The organism is Klebsiella sp. WP3-W18-ESBL-02 (assembly GCF_014168815.1).
Classification (GTDB): Bacteria; Pseudomonadota; Gammaproteobacteria; order Enterobacterales; family Enterobacteriaceae; genus Kluyvera; species Kluyvera ascorbata_B.
The window spans coordinates 1-22844 of record NZ_AP021972.1 but is presented as its reverse complement, the minus strand read 5'-3'; the positions used below and the strand labels follow the sequence as shown (position 1 = coordinate 22844).

Annotated in this window: 18 protein-coding genes and 1 other annotated feature; of the genes, 6 read left to right on the top strand and 12 right to left on the bottom strand. The window is 53.9% G+C overall.

What is annotated here, in order from left to right; translation table 11 throughout:
* Window positions 1–414: 414 nt before the first annotated feature.
* Window positions 415–1872, top strand: coding sequence for a sulfatase (locus tag H7R56_RS00090; RefSeq protein ID WP_182928442.1), 1458 nt, complete (start codon window positions 415–417; stop codon window positions 1870–1872).
* 6 nt (window positions 1873–1878) lie between these two features.
* The gene (locus tag H7R56_RS00085; protein WP_106930195.1) at window positions 1879–3345 is read left to right on the top strand and encodes a sulfatase; all 1467 of its coding nucleotides are present in this window, start codon (window positions 1879–1881) and stop codon (window positions 3343–3345) included.
* A 37-nt stretch (window positions 3346–3382) separates the two neighbouring features.
* Here the strand turns inward: H7R56_RS00085 and H7R56_RS00080 are convergent, their stop codons facing one another.
* Together H7R56_RS00080 and H7R56_RS00075 are read right to left on the bottom strand one after the other, a co-directional pair.
* Window positions 3383–4705, bottom strand: coding sequence for a 6-phospho-alpha-glucosidase (locus H7R56_RS00080; protein WP_106930192.1), 1323 nt, complete (start codon window positions 4703–4705; stop codon window positions 3383–3385).
* Window positions 4702–6324, bottom strand: coding sequence for an alpha-glucoside-specific PTS transporter subunit IIBC (locus H7R56_RS00075; RefSeq protein ID WP_106930189.1), 1623 nt, complete (start codon window positions 6322–6324; stop codon window positions 4702–4704). Before H7R56_RS00075 ends, H7R56_RS00080 begins: the two co-directional genes overlap by 4 nt.
* Window positions 6325–6622: 298 nt before the next feature.
* Here H7R56_RS00075 and H7R56_RS00070 point away from each other — a divergent pair, with 298 nt between their 5' ends.
* A complete protein-coding gene (locus tag H7R56_RS00070; RefSeq protein WP_106930186.1) occupies window positions 6623–7333 on the top strand; it encodes a GntR family transcriptional regulator in 711 nt (236 codons plus the stop codon).
* On the opposite strand, the gene H7R56_RS00065 is transcribed toward H7R56_RS00070, so the two are convergent.
* From H7R56_RS00065 to ibpA, 3 genes are all read right to left on the bottom strand, one after another.
* Window positions 7330–8991, bottom strand: a complete 1662-nt coding sequence (locus H7R56_RS00065) for a putative transporter (RefSeq protein WP_106930183.1) — start codon at window positions 8989–8991, stop codon at window positions 7330–7332. The two genes, H7R56_RS00070 and H7R56_RS00065, sit on opposite strands and share 4 nt — an antisense overlap.
* Before the next feature lie 156 nt (window positions 8992–9147).
* On the bottom strand, window positions 9148–9576 hold the full coding sequence (ibpB, locus tag H7R56_RS00060) for a small heat shock chaperone IbpB (RefSeq protein ID WP_106930181.1): 429 nt from the start codon (window positions 9574–9576) through the stop codon (window positions 9148–9150).
* A 113-nt stretch (window positions 9577–9689) separates the two neighbouring features.
* A complete protein-coding gene (gene ibpA, locus H7R56_RS00055) occupies window positions 9690–10103 on the bottom strand; it encodes a small heat shock chaperone IbpA (protein ID WP_015343937.1) in 414 nt (137 codons plus the stop codon).
* Window positions 10097–10172 (bottom strand) — a sequence feature (ROSE (Repression Of Heat Shock gene Expression) occurs in the 5'-region of heat shock genes and acts as an RNA thermometer to modulate expression.). Its footprint overlaps the gene before it by 7 nt.
* Before the next feature lie 240 nt (window positions 10173–10412).
* On the opposite strand from ibpA, the gene H7R56_RS00050 reads away from it, so the two are divergent.
* Window positions 10413–10745 carry a YceK/YidQ family lipoprotein gene (locus tag H7R56_RS00050; protein ID WP_181358042.1) on the top strand — a complete coding sequence of 111 codons (333 nt, stop codon included), beginning with the start codon at window positions 10413–10415 and terminating at the stop codon, window positions 10743–10745.
* A 1-nt stretch (window position 10746) separates the two neighbouring features.
* Here H7R56_RS00050 and H7R56_RS00045 read toward each other — a convergent pair whose 3' ends face one another.
* From H7R56_RS00045 to H7R56_RS00035, 3 genes are all read right to left on the bottom strand, one after another.
* A complete protein-coding gene (locus tag H7R56_RS00045; protein ID WP_106930179.1) occupies window positions 10747–11973 on the bottom strand; it encodes a DUF3748 domain-containing protein in 1227 nt (408 codons plus the stop codon).
* 91 nt (window positions 11974–12064) lie between these two features.
* Window positions 12065–12877, bottom strand: coding sequence for a sugar-phosphatase (gene yidA, locus H7R56_RS00040; RefSeq protein ID WP_106930177.1), 813 nt, complete (start codon window positions 12875–12877; stop codon window positions 12065–12067).
* A 121-nt stretch (window positions 12878–12998) separates the two neighbouring features.
* Window positions 12999–13400, bottom strand: coding sequence for a YidB family protein (locus H7R56_RS00035; protein WP_106930175.1), 402 nt, complete (start codon window positions 13398–13400; stop codon window positions 12999–13001).
* A gap of 273 nt (window positions 13401–13673) precedes the next feature.
* Here H7R56_RS00035 and H7R56_RS00030 point away from each other — a divergent pair, with 273 nt between their 5' ends.
* Complete coding sequence (locus H7R56_RS00030) at window positions 13674–15308, top strand: PTS transporter subunit EIIC (protein ID WP_106930173.1); 1635 nt, start codon at window positions 13674–13676, stop codon at window positions 15306–15308.
* A complete protein-coding gene (locus H7R56_RS00025) occupies window positions 15271–16563 on the top strand; it encodes an FAD-dependent oxidoreductase (RefSeq protein ID WP_223878964.1) in 1293 nt (430 codons plus the stop codon). Before H7R56_RS00030 ends, H7R56_RS00025 begins: the two co-directional genes overlap by 38 nt.
* A 54-nt stretch (window positions 16564–16617) precedes the next feature.
* Here H7R56_RS00025 and gyrB read toward each other — a convergent pair whose 3' ends face one another.
* From gyrB to dnaA, 4 genes are read right to left on the bottom strand one after another with little or no spacing between them, the layout of a single operon-like run.
* On the bottom strand, window positions 16618–19032 hold the full coding sequence (gene gyrB / locus H7R56_RS00020; RefSeq protein ID WP_106930169.1) for a DNA topoisomerase (ATP-hydrolyzing) subunit B: 2415 nt from the start codon (window positions 19030–19032) through the stop codon (window positions 16618–16620).
* A 28-nt stretch (window positions 19033–19060) separates the two neighbouring features.
* The gene (recF, locus tag H7R56_RS00015; RefSeq protein ID WP_106930167.1) at window positions 19061–20134 is read right to left on the bottom strand and encodes a DNA replication/repair protein RecF; all 1074 of its coding nucleotides are present in this window, start codon (window positions 20132–20134) and stop codon (window positions 19061–19063) included.
* Window positions 20134–21234, bottom strand: a complete 1101-nt coding sequence (dnaN, locus tag H7R56_RS00010; protein ID WP_182928441.1) for a DNA polymerase III subunit beta — start codon at window positions 21232–21234, stop codon at window positions 20134–20136. Before dnaN ends, recF begins: the two co-directional genes overlap by 1 nt.
* Window positions 21235–21238: 4 nt before the next feature.
* A complete protein-coding gene (dnaA, locus tag H7R56_RS00005) occupies window positions 21239–22636 on the bottom strand; it encodes a chromosomal replication initiator protein DnaA (protein WP_106930201.1) in 1398 nt (465 codons plus the stop codon).
* Between the last annotated feature and the right edge of the window lie 208 nt (window positions 22637–22844).

Here is a 22844-nt window from a genome sequence, read left to right as displayed (position 1 = left end):
ACCACTTCCTGTGTTGTGAATTAAAGTGGTGACATAGTAGAGATAGCATTTCTGATGTCGTTATTATGATTTTTAATTAGCTGGTTATGTTTATTTTTATTTGTGAAGCCACTCCCATATATTTCTAATGCATTCATGGATTTGATATTATTATTATTCAGAAAATATATATCTCCAGCGAAACAAAAACGTCCCTCAGAAAGATATTACACAATCTCTCGCTTCAAATGAAATCCAGCACTCTTCACAAACCCAACATTATTAGCAATTAACGCAGTACCCTATTCCCTTCCCGTTCGAGTTACGATTTTCCACAAGCCATTTATGATTACTCTTATTTGTGATCGTTCTCTAATACAAATAACCATTACAACGATTAGTTTCACATAAATAACAATATCATCAGGAGATATCATGAAAGCCATTATGGTTATGTATGATTCATTAAACAGACATTACCTCGGGCCATATAATTCCAGCCGCAGCGACACGCCGAATTTTACCCGTCTGGCAAACAACTGCATGGTTTTCGACAAAAGCTACGTAGGAAGCCTGCCCTGTATGCCCGCCAGGCGCGAGCTGCATACCGGGCGCTACAACTTTCTGCACCGTAGCTGGGGCCCGCTGGAACCTTTCGATGACTCCTGCTTTGAGATCATGAAAAATAATGGCGTACACAGTCATCTCATCAGCGACCATTATCATTATTGGGAGGACGGTGGCTGTACTTACCATAATCGCTATGCATCGTGGGAAATCGTGCGCGGTCAGGAAGGTGACCACTGGGAACCCAATATTAAAAAACGCGAGTTTCCACCGCACCTTGGACAAATGATGTCGCAAGACCAGGCAAACCGGGAAAAAATACTTCAACAGGATAAATTCCCCATCGAAAAAACATTTGATCTGGGAATGAAATTTATCGAAAAATTCCACGCTGAGGATAACTGGTTTTTGCAAATTGAAACATTCGATCCACACGAACCCTTTTTCCATCGACGACAGAAAGAAAAAATCGCTGGGCCGGAATTCGACTGGCCTCATTATGCGCAGGTTACGGATGCAGAACGCCCGTGGAAAAATAATCTTCGTGAAGAATATCGTGGCCTATTAAATATGTGCGACGTCGGTATTGGCCGCGTACTCGACATGATGGATAAATACAATTTGTGGGAAGACACCTTACTGATTATTAATACCGATCACGGTTATTTACTGGGTGAGCACGACTGGTGGGCCAAAGCCAACGATGCCAATTTCTATGAAGAAGTCTCGCATACGCCTTTATTTATCTACGATCCGCGCAGTAAGAAAACGGGCCGAAGCCAACAGCTAGTACAGACCATCGATTTAGCCCCCACGCTGCTGGATTACTTTAATCTTTCTATCCCGCAGGACATGCAGGGGAAAGCGCTGAAAGAGACTATCGCTAATGATGTCGCGGTACGAGAAACCGCGCTCTTTGGCGTCTATGGCGCGCAGGTCAGCTGCACCGATGGTACATGGGTTTATACGCACGCCCCAACCAAAGCGAACCGCCCGCTGAATCACTACACGCTGATGCCAACGCATATGCGTCACCCGTTCACGCCGCAGGAGTTGCAGCAAACGGAGCTTGTGGAGTCCTTTAGTTTCACCAAAGGCTGTCGCCTGATGAAAATCGCTGATATTGGCCTCGGCATGGTACCGCTGGAACATAACTGGCAGAGCGTACTGTTTAACGTAACTGACGATCCGCGCCAGTCAACGCCTCAGCATAATCCCGAAGTCGTCGCCCGGTTGCAAAAAGAAATCACCCGGCTGATGGCCGAGAACGATGCGCCGGAGGAACAATACGAACGCTTAGGGCTGAAAAAACCGGAGCTGAGGTAAGACCGTATGAAAGCCATCATGGTTATGTTTGATTCCCTCTGCCGCCGCATGCTGTCGCCCTACGGCGCGACCGATGTGCAGACCCCGGGTTTTCAGCGTCTGGCGGAACATAGCCTGCGCTTCGACCAATCGTGGATTGGCTCAATGCCCTGTATGCCCGCTCGCCGCGATCTGCACACCGGTCGCTATAACTTTCTGCATCGGGCCCGGGGGCCGATTGAACCGTTCGACGATTCACTGCCGGAAATACTGAAAAATAACGGTATTTATAGCCATTTAATTACCGATCACTACCACTACTGGCAGGATGGTGGCGCTACTTACCACAACCGCTACGCCTCGGCGGAGTTTGTTCGCGGGCAGGAGGTCGACGAGTACAAAGCGGCGATTATCGACCCGGTCTTTCCCGATAACTACGACCCGTCGCTGTCAGGCTGGCGTAAAGATCTTGAGAAGCGTGATTTCATTAACCGTTCCTATATGGATAGCGAAGAAAAAATGTGTACGCCGCAGGTTTTCTCGCTGGCTGAAGAGTTTTTAGAAAAGCACCACGCCGAAGATAACTGGTTTTTACATCTGGAAGCCTTCGACCCGCATGAGCCGTACTTCTCCTCACCAGAATGTCAGGCGCTGTATCCGGAAAACTACGATGGGCCGCACTTTGACTGGCCATTCTACCGCCAGGTTGAAGAGAGCCCGGAGATGGTTGAACACTATAAAAATCGTGCGCGTGCCATGTTTTCACTGTGCGATAAATATCTGAATCACCTGCTGGATGTGATGGATAAACACAATCTATGGGATGACACCATGCTGATTGTGAATACCGATCACGGCTTTATGTTCGGCGAGCACGGGTGGTGGGCAAAGAACCTGCCCCCAAGCTACTGCGAAGTGGCCCATACGCCCCTGTTTATCTGGGATCCGCGCGGCCAGCATAAAAATGAGAGCCGCCAGGGGTTGGCATCAATGATTGATATGGCGCCAACGCTGCTGAAATTCTTCAATCTTGAACCCACTGCCGATATGGACGGTAAAGATCTACAGCCGGTCATCGATAATGATACCCCGGTTCACAACTCGCTGATTTTTGGCTACTTTGGCAAAGAGGTCAACGTCACCGACGGCCGCTATGTCTATATGCACGGCGGGAAAAATGGACAAACGGTCAACGAGTACACGCTGATGCCATGCTATATGAATTACCGCATGTCGCCGGCGCTGCTGGCCACCGCCACATTCGTGCCGCCGACCGAAAGTTTCCCGTTTGCGAAAGGCTGCCCATTACTGAAAATACCGCAATTATCACAGGGGCTGGAAGGTACGCTGTTGTTTGATTTACAGGAGGATTATCAGCAGCTCCATCCGCTGAATGCGCCGGAAACGGAAGCCCTATTCGCGGCTGAAATTAAGCGCTGGATGATAAAAAATCAGGCACCGGAGGAGCAGTTTACCCGCTTGAATCTAGCCTGAATGAGGCCCGCCGATGTCCAGTCGGCGGGCATTTTTATCAATGCAGCTCAGGCCAATAATCCTTATTCGCCGCAATTAAATCATCCAGAATCGCCTTCGCTACCGATGCGCTTGGCACGGTTTTCGACAGCGTAATGGCCTGCCACAGTTTATGGTAAGAACGATGTTCCCAGGCATCCACCACCAGTTTTTCCACCGCCACCTGCTGGCTCATCATCCCTTTCTGGAAGTTCGGAATATCGCCCACCGTCAGCGGCTCCGGCCCGTTATGGCCCACCAGACAGGGAATCTCCACCATCGCATCGGCGTCGAAGTTATGAATCGCGCCGTTGTTCGGCACAATCAGCAGCATTCGTTCCTGCGTGTTGAAGGCAATGGCCGTCGCCAGATCGACAATGTAGGACGCGTGCTCATCAATTTCGAGGTCGCCAGCCGATGATTTTCCGGCGGCAATAATCGCCCGGCAGGCGCTGAAAACGTTCTTCTCGCGGTGATCCATCACCTCGTTAGCGCGGGTACGTTCCGGGTTAGAGTGCGCCACAACGTAGTCCGGGAACAGATAGTATTTCAGGTAAGTGTTCGGCATGGTGTCCGGATCCAGCGCCTGCACATCTTTCGCCTTCGCGAAGGTGTCGTTCCAGCTTGCTTCAGTATGCGGGTCGTTAGAAGGGGGAACATAGCCGTATTTCGCCACATGTTCGCGCAGTTTTGGCATCAGATCGTTCCCTTCAAGGTCTTCAATCGATGTCCACCAGCCAAAGTGGTTCAGGCCGTAGTAGCGCACGCGCATCTGCTTGCGGTCCTTCAGGCCGACGATCTGCGCCATCCGGCCTTCGATACCAATCGGCATATCGCAGATGTTGAGAATTTTCGCGTTCGGACGCAGGCGACGGGTGGCTTCCGCCACGATTGCCGCCGGGTTGGAGTAGTTCAGCATCCAGGCGTCAGGCGAGTATTTTTCCATGTAATCCACCAGTTCCAGCACGCCGCCGATAGAACGCATACCGTAGGCAATTCCGCCCGGCCCGCAGGTTTCCTGGCCCAGCACCCCGTGACGCAGCGGGATTTTTTCGTCTTTTTCACGCATCAGGTATTTACCCACGCGAATATGCGCCATCACAAAATCCACGTCGGTGAAGGCTTCCTTCGGGTCAGTGGTGTAGCTGAACGCGATCTCCGGCGCCTGCTCTTTGAGGATAACCTTACAGGCTTCGGCGATTGTCTCCTGACGCGCGCCGTCGTTATCGTAAAATTTCAGCGACCGCAGCGGGAAACGATCCTGGTTTGCCAACAGCATCAGCACGATGCCGGGTGTAAAAGTACTGCCGCCGCCTGCGATAACAACTGAGAATTTTTTCATGATACTGCCTCCGTCATGGTGGGATGTTCGGTCTGTAGAGAATCTTTCATCAGGCGTTCCAGCTGATCGCGTACCTGCGGGACATGCAGGCCAACAATCACCTGAATACCGTTTCCGCGGCGCACGACGCCGTGTGCGCCAAGTGCTTTAAAGACGTCGTCGCTTTGTGTTTTCGCCATATCGACCAGCGCAATGCGCAATCGGGTAGCACAGTTATTGATGCTCTCGATATTGGCAGTACCGCCCAACGCCTGGAGAATACCGACCGCCTGGCCCTGCTGACCGGCTGGCGCCCCTGCGGCAGAGGTTTTACCGCGTGCGGCCTGATAGTCGGCCTTACTGTAGAGTTTGACTTCGCTATCTTCGCGACCCGGCGTTTTGAGGTTAAAACGCAGGATCAGCGTGCGAAACACCACGAAATAGAGGGCGGTAAAGCAAACGCCGATGCCGATTTGGGTAAACATCATTGCGGCATGGTTATGGAACATCGGTATCCAGTTCTGCGGCAGGAACTGATCCAACAGGCCGCCACCGAAATTCCCGACGACGCCACAGATATACATCACGGTCGCCATGGTGGCCGCCAGCACCGCATGAATGGCGAACAGCAGCGGGGAAATAAACAGGAAGGTGAATTCCAGCGGCTCGGTAATCCCCACCAGCATCGCCGTAAGCGTGGCCGGGATCAGCAGGCCAGCGACTTTTACACGGTTCTCCGGCGAAGCGGTGAAGTACAGCGCCAGCGCGATACCGACAGAGCCAAACACTTTCGAGTTACCGTGCAGCGCAAAGCCTCCTTCCGGGAACAGCGCTTTCAGCGGCTCAGTGCTCTGGCTAAACGCCTGCAGATGCTCCGCCCAGTAAACCTGAATGCCCCCTTCTACCGCCGCAGGGCCGAAAATAAAGGGACCGTAAACGAAGTGGTGTAAGCCCGTTGGGATCAGGATGCGTTCAAGGAAGGTGTAAACCCATACTCCCAGCGCCCCGGCGCCGCGCAGGAAGGCCTGTAGCGACTCAATACCCATCTGGACTTTAGGCCAGCCAAGCAGCGTCAGCCATGCGCAGGGGATCATGACCAGGAACGCGACAATCACCACAAAGGACGATCCCTGGAAAATCCCGAGGAATACCGGCAGCGGTTTATCGAAGTAGCGGTTATGCAGCGCGGTCACGATGCCGGAAATCACGATCGCCCCGATAATGCTGGTATCGAGCGTTTTAATACCGGCTATCATCGTTAAACCGCTGCCGGCAGTGGGATCGACGCTGAAATCAACGCCAAAGAAGTGGCCCCAGGTCATGCCCATGGCGTTAATAAAGTAGTTCCAGGTCAGGAAGCTCACCAGAACGGCAAGGCACGCACGCCCCTGCGCCTGTTTTGCCAAACCGATTGGCAGACCGACGGCAAAAATCAGCGGCATGTTGCGGAACACCGTCCAGCCGCCTTCTTCGATAATGTGAACAATCTGCGCAAACAGGCTATCAGGTGCGGTCAGCGCTTCGCCAACAAACAGCGGGTTGCGCAGCATAATGGCGATACCCACCACAATCCCCGCAAACGGAAACAATAAAACCGGGGTGAACATGGCGCCGCCAAAGCGTTGTATTTGACTGAGCATTTGGGAATCCTCATATAACAACTCGTAGGGTAAGTGGCCTTATTCATGTTGATCTCTGGCCTGATACGAGGATAGGAATTTGCTTGCCCAACAACATGCAACGCCGCGACGATTCGTGATCGCTTTCATGGTTTTAATTAACGCAATGTTGTCTAATTTTTTTAATAAAAATAGACAACTTAATCAGCGTAATTTTTCCTCGTGCTTTGAATTCACGTTAGCTGTATGTAATAAGCTACTTTTTAATAAGAAACGCTGGTTCAATATTCATCCAGATGCGGACGATAGAGGTCTACTTGTGATCTATAAATCTATTGCAGAAAGGCTGCGTCTGCGGCTCAACTCTTCCGATTTCAACATCGGTAGCCCGCTGCCGGGGGAGAAAAAGCTGGCGGATGAGTTTGGCGTGGCGCGGATGACCATCCGCAAAGCCATCGACCTGCTGGTTGAATGGGGGCTGGTCGTGCGGCGACACGGCAGCGGCACCTACGTTGCCCACAAAGATATTCATCATGAAACAACCAACCTGACCGGCCTGGCTGAAGTGCTGCGCAAGCAGGGAAAAGAGGTGGTCAGTAAAGTATTAATCTTCGAAATGATGCCAGCGCCGCCCGCGATTGCCAGCCAGCTGCGTATTCAGATTAATGAGCGGATCTATTTTTCCCGGCGCGTGCGCTATGTCGACGGTAAGCCGTTGATGCTGGAAGACAGCTATATGCCAGTCAAACTGTTTCGCAACCTGTCGCTGGTCCACCTTGAAGGGTCAAAATTCGATTACATCGAAAAAGAGTGCGGTATAACCATCAGCGGTAACTATGAAAGCCTGACGCCGGTGCTGGCAGACAAGCAGCTGGCGCAGTCGATGAACGTACCGGAACAAACGCCGCTGCTGCGTATTACCTCCTTGTCTTACAGCGACAGCGGCGAATTTCTTAACTACTCGGTGATGTTCCGTAACGCCAGTGAATACCAGGTGGATTATCACCTGAGGCGCGTCCAGACATCCTAGCCCATCCCCCAGAAGAGCACGGCCAGCAGCTGCGGCGTGATAATACGCAGGAACATCACCAGCGGATAAACCGTCGCGTAGGACAACGCCGCCGCGCCGCTGGTGGCATGCAGGTTGTTGGCAAAGGCCAACGCTGGCGGATCGGTCATAGAGCCAGCCAGCATGCCGCACAGCGTCAGATAGTTCATCCCGGCGAAAATTCGCGCCAGAATCCCCACCGTCAGCAGCGGAATCCCGGTAATAAAGATGCCGTAGCCAATCCAGCTGAGCCCCTCGCCGTTAACCAGCGTCTCGACAAAATCACCGCCAGACTTCAGCCCCACCACCGACAGAAACAGCACGATCCCCAGCTCGCGCAGTGCCAAGTTAGCGCTGGGCGGCATAAACCAGTACAGCTTACCGATGCTGCCAATACGCCCGAGGATCAGCGCCATGATGAGCGGCCCGCCCGCCAGACCCAGCTTCAGCGCAACCGGGAATCCCGGGATAAACAGCGGGACCGAGCCCAGCAGCACGCCCAGACCAATACCGATAAAGACCGGCAGCATTTGCACCTGCTGCAATTTTTGCTGTGCGTTACCGAGGTCCGACGCCACCGCGTCAATCGCCGCCGGGCGGCCAACCAGATTGAGAATATCGCCGAACTGCAGGCTGGCATTGCTGCTGGCCACCAGCTCTACCCCCGCGCGGTTAAGACGAGAGATCACCACGTCATAGCGCTGTTTATAGTGCAAATCGCGGATTTTCTTTCCTAACACCTTCTCATTGGTGACGACAACCCTTTCAACTTTCAGGTCCGTCCCACGCGTGGAGAGCGAGGTTTCTACCTCTTTACCAATCACTAACTGCGCATTGTGCAAATCGGCGGCTTCCCCCACCAGATGCAGCAAATCGCCGGTTTCAATCACCGTGGTCGGCGACGGTACCATCAGCGTGTCACCGCGTTTGAGGCGCGAGCAGATAATTTTATCGCTGTTAATCACCGGGACATCCTGAATCGCCATGCGGTTCAGGTTCGGGTTTTCCACGCGAATGTTGATGGTCTTGAGGTGCGAATGGCCGGAGCCGGCCTGCTCATCAAACCGCTGGGCCTCTTTCTCAACGTTAATACGGAAAAACAGGCGCACCAGCCACATGGTCAGCAAAATGCCGCAAATCCCAAACGGATAAGCCATCGCGTAGCTCATGCCCATCTGGTCCACAACGCTGAACGGTTCGCCGAGATCGCGCAGTATTTGCTGACCAGCACCCAGCGCAGGGGTGTTAGTGACGGCACCGGAGAAGATACCAAGCACCACCGGTAGGGGAATGGCAAAGATTTTATGCAGCAGCGTGGTCACCAGACCGCCGAGGATAACGATCAGAATAGCGAACAGGTTCAGCCGTAGCCCCGAAACGCGCAGCGAAGCAAAAAAGCCCGGCCCGACCTGAATACCAATGGTATAAACGAACAGGATCAGGCCAAACTCCTGAATGAAATGCAGCATCGGGCTGCTCAGGGTAATCCCTGCCTGATCGACAAAGTGACCGACGATAATGCCGCCGAACAGCACCCCGCCGATACCAAAACCAATGCCGCGAATCTTGATATTGCCGATCCACAGCCCGACTACCGCCACCAGCGCCAACACGCTGACCGTCAATGCTATATCACTCATCGTCTTATTCCCTGTGAATAACATTAATAACAATGAGGATTATGGCCGAAGGAGGGCGGGTTGTATGCAGGACTGCGCACAATAATAGGCGGATTACCGCGGGGAAACAGGATAAAAAAAAGCCCCGATGACTCGGGGCTAATTGGGCAAATCGAGTTAGCTATTCAGCGCAGGGCGCTCGCTAATTGCGATACGCTGTGGGGCAATGGCTTCCGGCTCATTGCGGGTTAAATCAATATGCAGCAGGCCGTTAGTGAAGGTTGCTCCGGAGACTTCCATATTTTCGGCCAGCGTAAAGCTCAGGCTAAAGGCCTGGGTCACCAGCCCCTGGTGCAGCCATTTGGTCTCTTTCTCCTGCGGCTGCGGCGTGCCCTTCACGGTCAGGCGGGTACCTTCCAGCTGCACGTCCAGATCTTCCTGACGGAACCCCGCCAGCGCCAGCGTAATGCGGTAGTGGTTATCGTCACTTTTTTCGATGTTATACGGCGGGAAGCTCTGGCCTTCACTGCTGGTTTGCAGCGCGTTCGCCAGTTTGTCAAAGCCGATCCATTGACGCAGCAGAGGGGATAAATCGTAGTTACGCATTGTGTTTCTCCTTCTAAGAAGCGAGTAAGTACCTGCAAATCCTGAGGATTCGCATCTGGCTCCCTGACGGCAAGCCGGGTGATTAACGGGGCCGCAGGCGCGGCCCGGCAGAATTAATTAATTTCGATACGGCGCGGTTTATTCGCTTCCGGAATCACGCGTTCCAGTTCGATATACAGCAGGCCGTTAACCAGGTTGGCGCCACGAACGTGGATGTTTTCCGCTAACTGGAATTTGCGTTCAAAGTTGCGCTCGGCAATGCCCTGGTAGAGATAGGTACGTTCTTTCTGTTCCGCAGCATGCGCGCCTTTTACCACCAGCATGTTGTCCTGCGCGGTAATTTCCAGCTCGCTTTCCGCAAAACCCGCCACGGCAATCGCGATGCGATAATGGTTTTCATCAACCAGCTCAACGTTGTACGGAGGATAGCCACCGTTGCTTTGTGTTTGATTGTTTTCTAACAGGTTGAACAGACGGTCAAAACCAATGGCAGAACGGTATAACGGGGATAAGTCAAAGTTACGCATAATCAAATAGCTCCTGGAAATCAGCGAGAAATTATCGACCTTCCATCGTGGACAGGCCATGAAGCCAGAACACCCCGCAGGCATGTTCTCTTCGGCTACACCTATAAAATGAGGGGGGAAAGATCTTTTTCAAGACCTTCTGGCCGACTTTTTTTGCACTTTCCCCGATAAGGCTTACACTGGGTGATAGCACGAAAGGCTAAATTGCGACAGCCGCCACAGAGCGGTGAGCCTGGGCTTTCTATTTTGGCAACGGGTGGCTATAACCCGGAGGACGAGCTTTTTTATGCTCATAACAATGAAGAGCTCATGATGAAAAATCTGCTGATTAAAACGACGCTGGTTGGGGGGATCCTCTTGTCAGTAGGATGTTCCAGCGTCATGTCGCACACCGGCGGCAAAGACGGTACCTATCCCGGTACGCGCGCCAGCGCAGAAATGCTGAGCGACGGTGAAAACGGCTGGGCCACCAAATCGCTGGTTGCCCTGGATATGCCGTTTACGGCGGTCATGGATACCGTGCTGCTTCCGTGGGACTTCTTCCGTAAGGACAGCTCGGTCCGTTCACGGGTTGAAAAAAGCGAGCAAGAGACGCTGGCCACCAATTCGGTGATCCCACCGGCCCCGATGCCCGCTCAATAACTTAGTCGCCGATCTCGGTGACCCACAGCTGGCGGAAGCCAGCCGTATCTTCCATCCAGGCAATCCATCGCCCATCGGGCGAAAAGACCACCGCATCCGCTGACGGCGGATTCGCGTGTCCTGTGGTTAAAAAAATCATGTCACCGCTCGTGGCGTCACACCAGGCAATACGCCCGTCCAGGACCACACCGAGTCCGTTTCCAGATGGGTGCCAGTTAAAGGCCGACTGAATATCTGAAGCGTTGTGCGTGAGCTGCAGCGGTGCTCCGCCTTGCGGCGATATCAGCCACAGCTGCACGATGCCTTTATCATCACGCATCAGGAAGGCAATTTGCGTGCCCTGTGGGTTACTGCGTACCCAGTGGCGCGGCACGTTCACCAACCCGGGAAAAGCACGCTGATGGGTAAAGGTTAAACGCCGTTGGCGTACGCCCGCAGGCGGCGCGGGAAGCGCGGTTGCCGTGCCCTGCAATGGTCTGTCGCCGGCCTGTTTCCAGCCGCGCTCGTCGTGCGGCAGTTCAACCAGGAACAGTTCCGGCACTTTGTCACCGGTTTGCGAGACGGTATCACCAATAAACGCCAGCGCTCGTGAGCCCACCCAGCCCTCTTCATAGGCGCGGTTAATCTCATCGCTACCGGGCCGTGGATCAACGGTGGTCTGGCTGACCAGCACGCACCAGTGGCTACCGCCGTATTCGCGCGGGTGCTGGCCGCGCGGTGCGACCGGGCCGTAAGGTACGGCCACGCCGACGTTGCGCTGATCACGTACCGGATCGTATTCGTGCATCACGTGGTCGTTATAGGTAAAGCTGACGAACTGCCCGCAGGGGCTATAGACGTGAACGTGACTACCGCCGCGCAGCGCGCCGGGCGTGAAGGGCGCGGTAATGTCCATGGCATCGAGATTGTGGGTATTACCGCGCGCCGCCACCACGCCGCGGCGATGGTGGAAGTCATATTGCCAGTTGGCGTCCGGGTTTTCCGGGCCGTGGATGAAGACGTATTGTTCATCGCGGGGGTGTACCGTCACGACACCAACATGGGCGCCTGCACTCGCCCGATAAATCACCTCGACCTCGCCGCTATGGACGTTCACGCGCTCGATGGTTTCACCAGTAAACGAGGCTCCGGACGGGCGCACATCGTAGACCAGCCACTGGCTGTCTGGCGTCCACGTACGGGTGTTGGTTAACTGATGATGGTGCGGCGCAAAGGTGACTTGTTTCATGGCGGTGTCCGGATAGAAAGATACCGCCTGGTTTTACCACGCTAAAGGCTTATCCCACAAGCCTTTAGCGGAAGTGCTAAAGAGGGCAGTCTTAGCTAAGCACGTATTTCTCTATCGCCCAGGCGACGCCGTCTTCCAGATTGGATTTGGTGATAAAGTTTGCCGCTTCTTTCACCGCCGGAATAGCGTTATCCATCGCCACGCCGACGCCGGCGAACTCAATCATCGCGATGTCGTTCTCCTGGTCGCCAATGGCCATAATTTCTTCTGGCTTGATGCCCAACACGTCGGCCAGCGACTTCACGCCGGTGCCTTTGTTAACGCGCTTATCGAGGATTTCGAGGAAGTATGGTGAGCTTTTCAGCACCGTGTATTTTTCTTTCACTTCCGCCGGAATACGGGCAATCGCTTTGTCGAGGATGGCCGGTTCGTCGATCATCATCACCTTCAGGAACTCAATCGAGGGGTCCATCTTCTCGGCTTCGCAGAACACCAGCGGAATCGTGGCGACAAAGGATTCATGCACGGTGTAGTAGCTGATATCACGGTTAGCGGTATAAAGCGTGTTGCGATCCAGCGCGTGGAAGTGGGAGCCGACCTTGCGAGAAAGTTCTTCCAGGAAGCGGTAGTCTTCATACTTCAGCGCCGTTTGCGCCACCGTACTGCCGTCGCCCGCTTTCTGCACCAGCGCGCCGTTATAGGTAATGCAGTAATCTCCCGGCTCGTTCATGCCCAGCTCTTTCAGATAGCTGTGCACGCCGGCATAGGGACGCCCGGTGGTCAGCACCACGTTAACCCCTTTTGCGCGTGCCGCCGCGAGGGCGTTTTTCACCGCAGGAGAGATAGTGTGGTCCGGCAACAGCAACGTTCCGTCCATGTCGATTGCAATCAGTTTAATAGCCATGAGATCCCCAGGTTAAATGAGCCTGTCCTCATGCTAACTCGGTTTAGCTCAAAAAACAGCACTAAAGGGTGCCGAAAAGGGGGATACAACGCGTTATGCATGCTCCCCTTTTGTTAGCTGCTCAACCAAAGAGTTTGCCGCCCTTCAGCAGGTTCATACCGGCCGACAGCAGGTCGCTGTGCGCCTGCGGGTCAACTTCACCCTGTGGGGAAAGCGCATCAACAATTTTCGGCAAATATTCCGCCAGCATCGTTGAAGCGGAGCTGGCATCGGTGCCGAGCTTTTCCCCCAGATCCGACACCGCAGGTGCGCCCAGCGCCGAGACGACCTGGTCGCTGCTAATGGATTGGTTACTTTGTTGGTTACTGATCCAGGATGACACAATGTCACTGAGCCCGCCGCTTTGCAGCTTCTCCAGTAGCGCCTGAATGCCGCCCTGCTCATTTACCCAACTCAGGATTGCTTGATATTTCCCCGCATCACCGCTAAGCAGCGAGCCGACTACATCATCAAAAAGCCCCATTTTTCACTCCTCATAGCAATCAATCATAACGCTGTTTGAAGTATAGATGCGCCGCAGGAATACCGCTCTACAGCGGTTTCGATGGCGGTTCAACCATTCGATATAAATTGTGATCACGAACGAAAAAGGGGAACGTTCCCATTTGTATTTAAACCGATGCTGTTATTCTCCACTAATAATATTAGCACCTGCGCAAAACTCACGAAAAGAATACATAAGAGATAAATATAATTACCACAATTAATATTCATAATTTTAATAACGGATATATTCATGAGAGCTAAAATACAGGATTACTTCTCTTCTCTTGGCCGCTCGTTTATTCCTGCCGTCGCAGTGATGAGCTGTTTTGCTTTACTCCTTTCGATTGGCGCCGTGCTAAAAAACCCACATTTTATCAACGATATTCCGGCACTGCAGTCCACTCCTGTCGCATTTCTGGCGAATTTACTCACCCAAACAGGCATGGTGATTATTGCTTATATGCCGCTTATTTTTTGTCTGGCGATTGCTATCGGAATGGCAGAAAAAGGTAAAAAAGAAACGGCAGCGCTGTCGGCACTTATTGCCTACATTTTTATGCTCGTCTTTTCCGGTTTGATGCTGAGCGCCTCAGGCATGCTGCTGAAACCCGACGTCGGCATTAACGCGCAAAGCAACGTTCTGGCAATTTCCCAGACGCTTGCGATGCGCCAGGCGATGCAGAACGTGGTGCTTGGCATTCAGACCGTTGATACCGGTGTACTGGGCGGCATCATTATCGGTGCGCTATCGGCCGTTATCACCAACCGTAATAGCGCCCGTAAACTACCGCTGATTTTCGGTTTTTACCAGGGCCGGCATCTTCCGCCGATCCTTAGCGGCCTTGCCGGCCTGACCATTGGATTAATCGTTCCCTTTATCTGGCCGTGGATCGGCGGCGGGCTTTACTATGCGGCGTCGGCGCTGGCAAAAGCCGGTATATTCGGTTCATTTATGTTCGGATTTATTGAGAAACTGCTGCTACCAACCGGGCTACAGCACGTCTGGTACTCTCTGGTGCATTACACGCAGGTCGGCGGTACGTTAGAAATTAGCGGGCAGACCTATGTGGGTACAAAGGCCATCACCATGGCGGCGCTGGCAACGCCAGACTTTAATGACAATATTCACCAGATTACGCGGTTGTGGTTGGGCCAGGGAGATACGCCGGGCAAAGTCTTTGGTATTCCCGGCGCGTTGCTGGGTATTTATCTGGCGGCCAAAGACCGCGATCGCGTAAAAACAGTCTTAATCTCTGCCGCCGTGGCGGCGATGTTTGCGGGCGTGGTGGAACCGTTCACCTTTATGTATCTGTTTCTTGCCCCGCCGCTATTTTTAATTGATTGCACCCTTCAGGGCCTATCGTTTGCCATTCTTGACGCAACCCATGCCTCTTATCTCGGCGGCAGCACGCTGATTGAAATATTATTTAACGGTATTTTACAGGGGCACAAATCAACGTGGATACCGATTGTTTTATTAGGTATTGCCCTGTTCTTTATCTACCTCATCACCTTTAAATGGTATATCGAAAAATTTAACGTTCTGACCCCAGGCCGGGAAGGCACTGCCGATAACGATGAGACTAAAGCGGCAGAAATTCTCTCGTCCAGACTGCTGCGGCAAAATAAATCAACGGATGACGTTGCCGCAGAAATCCTTCGCAAACTCGGTGGCAAAGCGAATATTAAAGAAATCAATAATTGTATCTCACGTCTGCGAATAAAGATTAATGCACCGCAGCACGTTGATGCCGCCGGAATGAAGACCATTAGTGATGCCTTAGGCGTCACCCAACCCGCCCCCGATGAATACCATATTATTTTTGGCATGCGCGTTGGGGAATATCGTGACGCTTTCGATCGCGCCGTTGAATCAGTGGAGTAAGCAAAAAATGAATGAAATGATGCAAATAGCGCTTCAGGCCCCCGTTTATGCGACAGCAGATGTTGTGGTTGTGGGGGGAGGGCCAGCCGGGGTCGCTGCAGCGATTGCGGCGGCGCGCAGTCACGCGCGCGTCATCCTGATTGAACGTTCAGGGCAGCTCGGCGGTATGGCAACACTTGGCAACGTGAGTATTTTTATGACCGTTGGCAACCTGACGGGGATCTATAAAGAGATTATCGCCGCCATACGACCCGATTTTCTGGCACAACACACCCAGCCGGAGAAACTCAAAATTCAGTTTAACCCGCTGCTGCTGCGTTACCATCTTCATCGCATGGTAGAAAGCGAAAATATCCAGCTCATGCTACATACCGATTTCATTACGCCGATTGTGAGCCATGGCGCAGTGACCGCCGTCGTGGTCAAAACACGCGAAGGTGTGAAAGTGATTCAAGGTTCTCAGTTTATCGACTGCACCGGTAATGCGGAGCTGGCTATTTCTGCCGGTGTACCTTATGAAACGGGAAGAGTATCCGATGGTCTGACTCAGCCCATGACGCTGATGTTTCAGATGCAAAATACCGGTCAACCGGTGCAGCAGATATTACCAGAAGGTTGCTACCACTATGAAACAGTTGCCGATCTACCGCAGGGGCGACGTCTGCTGTGGGAGCTCCAACCCGACGGTACGCTCATCGTCAATATGACCCGGATCAAGGGCAACGGCGCCACCATTGCCGACAGTAGCTATGCTGAAACCGAAGGGATAAAACAAGTCTTCTCCGTCGCTAACTATCTCCAGCGTAACGGCTTCGAAAACTATATTCTTTCCCATATTGCCGCTGAAACCGGCGTTCGCGAAAGTCACCGTATTTGCGGGCGCTACACCCTTACCGAGGACGACCTGCTGCATGCTCGCCGCTTTCCCGACGTGGTGGCGCAAACGAATTATGAGATTGATATTCACAGCCCGCAGGGAGAAAAGGTCTGTGATGAACGAAAAATCAATGGTTACGATATTCCCTATCGCTGCCTCGTGCCACAAGGCGTCGACCGGCTGCTGGTCGCGGGAAGAATCCTCTCGGCAAGCCATGTTGCACTCTCTTCCGCCCGCGTTATGCCTACCTGTTTTGCTCTGGGGCAAGCCGCTGGGGTGGCCGCCGCACTGGCGGTGGAGACAGAGTGTCCGGTCGGTAATATTCCACCAAAGCAACTGCATCAGCATATGAAAGAACAGGGCGTCACGTTTTATTAGGCAAAAAAAAACGGGCGGAGATCGGTCCGCCCGTTTGCAACATACATAAGGTGATTAGATATCGATGTTCGCCGCTTTCAGGGCGTTCTCTTCGATAAACGCACGACGCGGTTCAACGGCGTCGCCCATCAGCGTGGTGAACAGCTGGTCGGCAGCAATCGCATCCTTCACGGTCACGCGCAGCATGCGGCGGCTGTCCGGGTCCATGGTGGTTTCCCACAGCTGATCCGGGTTCATCTCGCCCAGACCTTTATAACGCTGAATCGCGAGACCACGACGGGACTCTTTCACCAGCCAATCCAGCGCCTGCTCGAAGCTGGTCACCGGCTGACGGCGTTCGCCACGTTCGATGAACGCGTCTTCTTCCACCAGGCCACGCAGCTTCTCGCCCAGCGTGAAGATACGACGGTATTCGCCACCGTTAACGAACTCGCTGTCCAGCACATAGTCGGTATCCACGCCGTGGGTACGCACGCGAATAATCGGCTCGAAATGCTGTTGTTCAGCATTGTGCTGAATATCAAACTTCCACTGGCTGCCGTGCTGCTCTTTTTCGTTCAGCTCGGTCACCAGCGCGTTCACCCAGCGAGTGACTTTCTGCTCGTCGGACAGGTCCGCTTCCACCAGCGTTGGCTGATAGATGAGTTCTTTCAGCAGCGCTTTCGGGAAGCGACGCTCCATGCGGTTAATCATTTTCTGCGTGCCGTTGAACTCGGCCACCAGGCGTTCCAGCGGTTCGCCAGCCAGGGCCGGAGCACTGGCGTTGGTGTGCAGGGTCGCGCCGTCGAGGGCGATGGAGATCTGATACTGGTCCATCGCTTCGTCGTCTTTAATGTACTGTTCCTGCTTGCCTTTTTTCACTTTGTACAGCGGCGGCTGAGCAATATAGACATGGCCACGTTCAACGATTTCCGGCATCTGACGGTAGAAGAAGGTCAACAGCAGCGTACGGATGTGCGAGCCGTCGACGTCCGCATCGGTCATGATGATGATGCTGTGATAACGCAGTTTGTCCGGGTTGTACTCGTCACGACCGATACCGCAGCCCAGCGCGGTAATCAGCGTTGCGACTTCCTGAGAAGAGAGCATCTTGTCGAAGCGCGCTTTCTCAACGTTGAGGATTTTACCCTTCAGCGGCAGAATCGCCTGGTTCTTACGGTTACGCCCCTGCTTCGCAGAGCCGCCCGCGGAGTCCCCTTCCACCAGGTACAGTTCGGACAGCGCCGGGTCGCGTTCCTGGCAGTCGGCCAGTTTGCCCGGCAGGCCTGCTAAGTCCAGCGCGCCTTTACGGCGGGTCATTTCACGGGCTTTACGTGCCGCTTCACGCGCACGCGCCGCGTCGATAATCTTGCCGACGACGATTTTCGCGTCGGACGGGTTTTCCAGCAGGTACTCGGCCAGCAGTTCGTTCATCTGCTGTTCAACCGCTGATTTCACCTCAGAAGAGACCAGCTTGTCTTTGGTCTGGGAGGAGAATTTCGGATCCGGCACCTTCACGGACACTACAGCAATCAGACCTTCACGGGCATCGTCACCGGTGGCACTGACTTTGGCTTTTTTGCTGTAGCCTTCTTTGTCCATGTAGGCGTTCAGGGTACGGGTCATCGCCGCACGGAAGCCCGCCAGGTGGGTACCGCCATCGCGCTGCGGAATGTTGTTGGTGAAGCAGTAGATGTTTTCCTGGAAGCCATCGTTCCACTGCAGCGCCACTTCAACGCCGATACCGTCTTTTTCGGTGGAGAAGTAGAAGATATTCGGGTGGATCGGCGTTTTGTTCTTGTTGAGATACTCAACAAACGCCTTGATGCCGCCTTCGTAGTGGAAATGGTCTTCTTTGCCGTCGCGCTTGTCTTTCAGGCGGATAGAGACGCCGGAGTTCAGGAATGACAGCTCGCGCAGACGTTTTGCCAGAATGTCGTATTCAAATTCAGTGACGTTGGTGAAGGTTTCATAGCTCGGCCAGAAACGCACCATCGTCCCGGTTTTGTCGGTATCACCGGTGACGGCCAGCGGCGCCTGCGGCACGCCGTGAGCGTAGATCTGACGATGAATTTTGTTATCGCGCTGGATAACCAGCTCCAGTTTCTGCGACAGGGCGTTAACTACGGAGACGCCTACGCCGTGCAGACCGCCGGACACTTTATAGGAGTTATCATCGAATTTACCGCCGGCGTGCAGGACGGTCATGATAACTTCCGCCGCAGAGACGCCCTCTTCCGGGTGAATACCGGTTGGGATGCCGCGGCCATCATCCTGTACGGAGACGGAGTTGTCGCTGTGGATGGTGACAACGATATCTTTGCAGTAACCAGCGAGCGCTTCGTCGATAGCGTTATCCACAACCTCAAATACCATGTGGTGCAGACCGGTGCCGTCATCCGTGTCGCCGATATACATACCCGGGCGCTTACGCACCGCATCCAGCCCTTTCAGGACTTTGATACTGGAGGAGTCATAAGAATTCGACATCAACGTTTCTCGCTCATTTAATCTTGGGTTAATCCGTTATTTTACCCTTTTCCACGGTAAACATCTTCGAATTTTCATCGGACATGTCCAGAACGTGTTCAGCGCTAATCGCGCTGACGAAAACCTGTGACTGCGTGGCTTTTAAACGACTGGCCAGCAGGCCGCGCCGCGCGTCATCAAGCTCCGAGGCAAAATCATCTATCAGGTACAGGCAGCGTCTGCCGCTTTCGCGGGTCAGAAACTCACCCTGCGCCAGGCGTAACGCGCACATCAGCAGCTTTAGCTGCCCGCGCGATAAGGTGTCTTCCACCGGCGCGCCGTCGGCGCGAATGCGGAAGTCCGCCTTGTGCGGGCCGTGTGCCGTGTAGGTCAGCATACGGTCGCGCTCGAAATTTCTCTCCAGCACCTCTGCATAATCGGTTTCTTTCTCCCAGCCGCGCTGGAAGGAGAAGGTGAGAGAGAATTCCGGGAGAAATTGTTTACAGGTATCAGCCATATCCTCAGCGATACCGGTACTGTATTCCGCCCGCCAGCGGCTGATTTGCTCGGCTAGCGGGATAAGTTCCTGATCCCACGGCCGCAGCTGCGCGTAGCGGCTCACCTGGCGTAGCGCGGCGTTGCGCTGCTTGAGCAAACGCTTGAGATTACTCCAGGCGGTGAAGAATCCGGCTTCATTGTGGAAGCATCCCCAATCAAGGAATGCTCTTCTGTATTTGGGGCCGCCGTTGAGCAAAGTAAACCCCTCGGGCGTAATCAGCTGCATCGGCATCAGCAGCGCCAGCTCGGCGACCTTATGGCCGTCGGTGCCGTCAATACGCACTTTGCTGTCGCCCAGTTTGTCTTTGGTCAAACCGATGGACGTTTCACGCTCGGCGCCCTGTAAACGGCCGTGCAGCACGAAAGCGTCCTGCTCATGGCGAATGACGCGCCCAATCTGCAAGCTGCGAAACGCCCGGCCGTGACCGAGCGTATAGATGGCCTCCAGCACGCTGGTTTTGCCGCTGCCGTTGGCACCAACCAGGAAGTTAAAGCCGGGGGATAAGGCAAGATCCGCGTTTTCGATATTGCGAAAATCGCGGATCAACAGACGGGAGAGCGACATTACAGTCTCATTGGCATAACAACATATGCAGCACTCTGAGACGCCGCATCTTCAATTTGTACGCTGGAGACGGAGTCGGTCAGCAGAATACGGACGTTTTCGCACTTCAGCGCGTTCAGCACATCCAGCACATAGCTCACGTTAAAGCCGATTTCCATCTCCGTACCGCCGTAGGTCACGTCGAGGATCTCTTCCGCTTCTTCCTGTTCCGGGTTATTCGCGGTAATTTTCAGCTGGTTTTCGCTGACGTACAGACGCACGCCGCGGAATTTCTCGTTGGAGAGAATCGCCGCGCGAGCAAACGCCTGCTTGAGAATATCGCAGCCGGCTTCCAGATGTTTATCCGGGTTCTTCGGCAATACGCGGCGATAATCCGGGAAACGACCATCAACCAGCTTGGAAGTAAAGATAAAGTCGCCAACGTGTGCGCGGATATTGTTACTGCCGATCTGCACGCGCAGCGGCGTATCGCCGCCGTCGAGCATACGCATCAGTTCAATCACGCCTTTACGCGGTACGATCACCGAATGGCTCGGCAGCGACTGCCCAACCGGCATTGAGCACACCGCCAGGCGGTGACCGTCGGTCGCGACGGTACGCAGCTCTTCACCTTCGGTTTCAAACAGCATGCCGTTTAAGTAATAACGGACGTCCTGATGCGCCATCGAGAACTGGGTGGCTTCAATCAGACGTTTCATCGTCGCCTGCGGCAGCGTGAACTCGACGTCACTCTGCCAGTCGTCGAGATTCGGGAAATCGGCGGCAGGCAGCGTAGACAGCGAGAAACGGCTACGGCCGGAGCGCACCAGGATGCGGTCACCTTCCAGCTGTACGGCGATTTCCGCGCCTTCCGGCAGGCCACGGCAGATGTCGAAGAATTTACGCGCCGGGACGGTAGTCGCGCCCGGTTCATGCGCCTGCAGCAGCGCCACGCGCGCTACCATTTCCATTTCCAAATCGGTACCGGTCAGCGACAGCGTGCCGTCCGCCACCTGCAGCAGCAGGTTACCCAGAATCGGCAATGTCGGACGCCCGCCTAACGGGCCACTCACCTGTTGTAACGGTTTTAATAAATGTTCACGTTCTACGGTAAATTTCATAGGATCACGACGACAGTGTTCTGATTAAATTGGAAAAATCTTCTTTGATATCGTGGCTTTCTTCACGCAGCTGCTCAATCTTACGGCAGGCGTGCAGCACGGTGGTATGGTCACGGCCACCAAACGCATCACCAATCTCCGGCAGACTGTGGTTGGTGAGCTCTTTCGCCAACGCCATCGCCATCTGACGCGGACGTGCTACCGAGCGAGAGCGTCGCTTGGAGAGCAGATCCGCCACTTTAATCTTGTAATACTCCGCCACCGTCTTCTGAATATTGTCGATGGTGACCAGCTTTTCCTGCAACGCCAGCAGATCGCGCAGCGCTTCACGCACGAAATCGATGGTGATCGCCCGGCCGGTAAAGTTGGCGTTGGCGATAACGCGGTTCAGTGCGCCTTCCAGCTCACGCACGTTAGAGCGTAGACGCTTGGCGATAAAGAACGCCACCTCACCGGGCAGACGAATGTCGTTTTCGTCAGCTTTTTTCATCAGGATAGCGACGCGGGTCTCAAGCTCAGGCGGCTCGATGGCGACCGTCAGGCCCCAGCCAAAGCGGGATTTCAGACGATCTTCAACGCCGTTGATCTCTTTCGGATAGCGATCCGAGGTGAGGATAATCTGTTGATTACCTTCCAGCAGGGCGTTGAAGGTGTGGAAAAACTCTTCCTGCGAACGCTCTTTATTGGCAAAGAATTGGATGTCATCGATCAGCAGCGCATCAACGGAACGGTAATAGCGTTTAAACTCTTCGATCGCATTGTTTTGCAGGGCTTTTACCATGTCCTGGACAAAGCGCTCGGAGTGCATATACACCACTTTGGCGTTCGGTTTGCGGGCGATAATGCCGTTACCCACCGCGTGCAGCAGGTGCGTTTTACCTAAACCCGTACCGCCGTACAGGAACAGCGGGTTGTAGGCACCGCCTGGGTTATCCGCCACCTGGCGTGCCGCTGCGCGGGCAAGCTGGTTCGATTTACCTTCGACGAAGTTGTCAAAGGTATGTTTAACGTTGACGTTGGATCGGTAAGAAGGCTCAGCGGGTGCCGGAACGTTGTCCCAGCCGGCGCGCGGGGCTGGCGCAACGCGCGGGGCGTGCACCTGTGCCGTTTGCGCCGGGGCGCTGACGTTCGCCGTTTCTCTTAGCGTTTGGGTTACCGGCTTGGTGCCCACCTCAAAACGCAGCTGCGGGGCATCCGCACCGCAGAAATCATTCAACAGGCCGTTGATGTTATTGAGGTATTTATCTCTCACCCAATCAAGCACAAAACGATTTGGCGCATACAGGGCCAGCGTGTTATCGCTCAGTTCCGCCTGCAACGGGCGGATCCACATGCTGAATTCTGTGGCTGGTAACTCATCCTGCAATCGGACAAGACATTGCTGCCAAAGCGAAAGTGACACGGCGGACTCCACTCGAAAAAAGTCGATACACATCATCCTCAGGCAAGCCTGTAGGCGACCCTCTGACGATCCTGCCACCAGAAAAACAGAATGCTGGCGGGGATTCATTCAGCCGCTGCGCAAATGCAGCCCGAACGATGCTGTGTATAAGATTAAAAATTCGTGATTTTTGGCACACGTCGAAAAGACCCGATGCAAGCGGGTGACG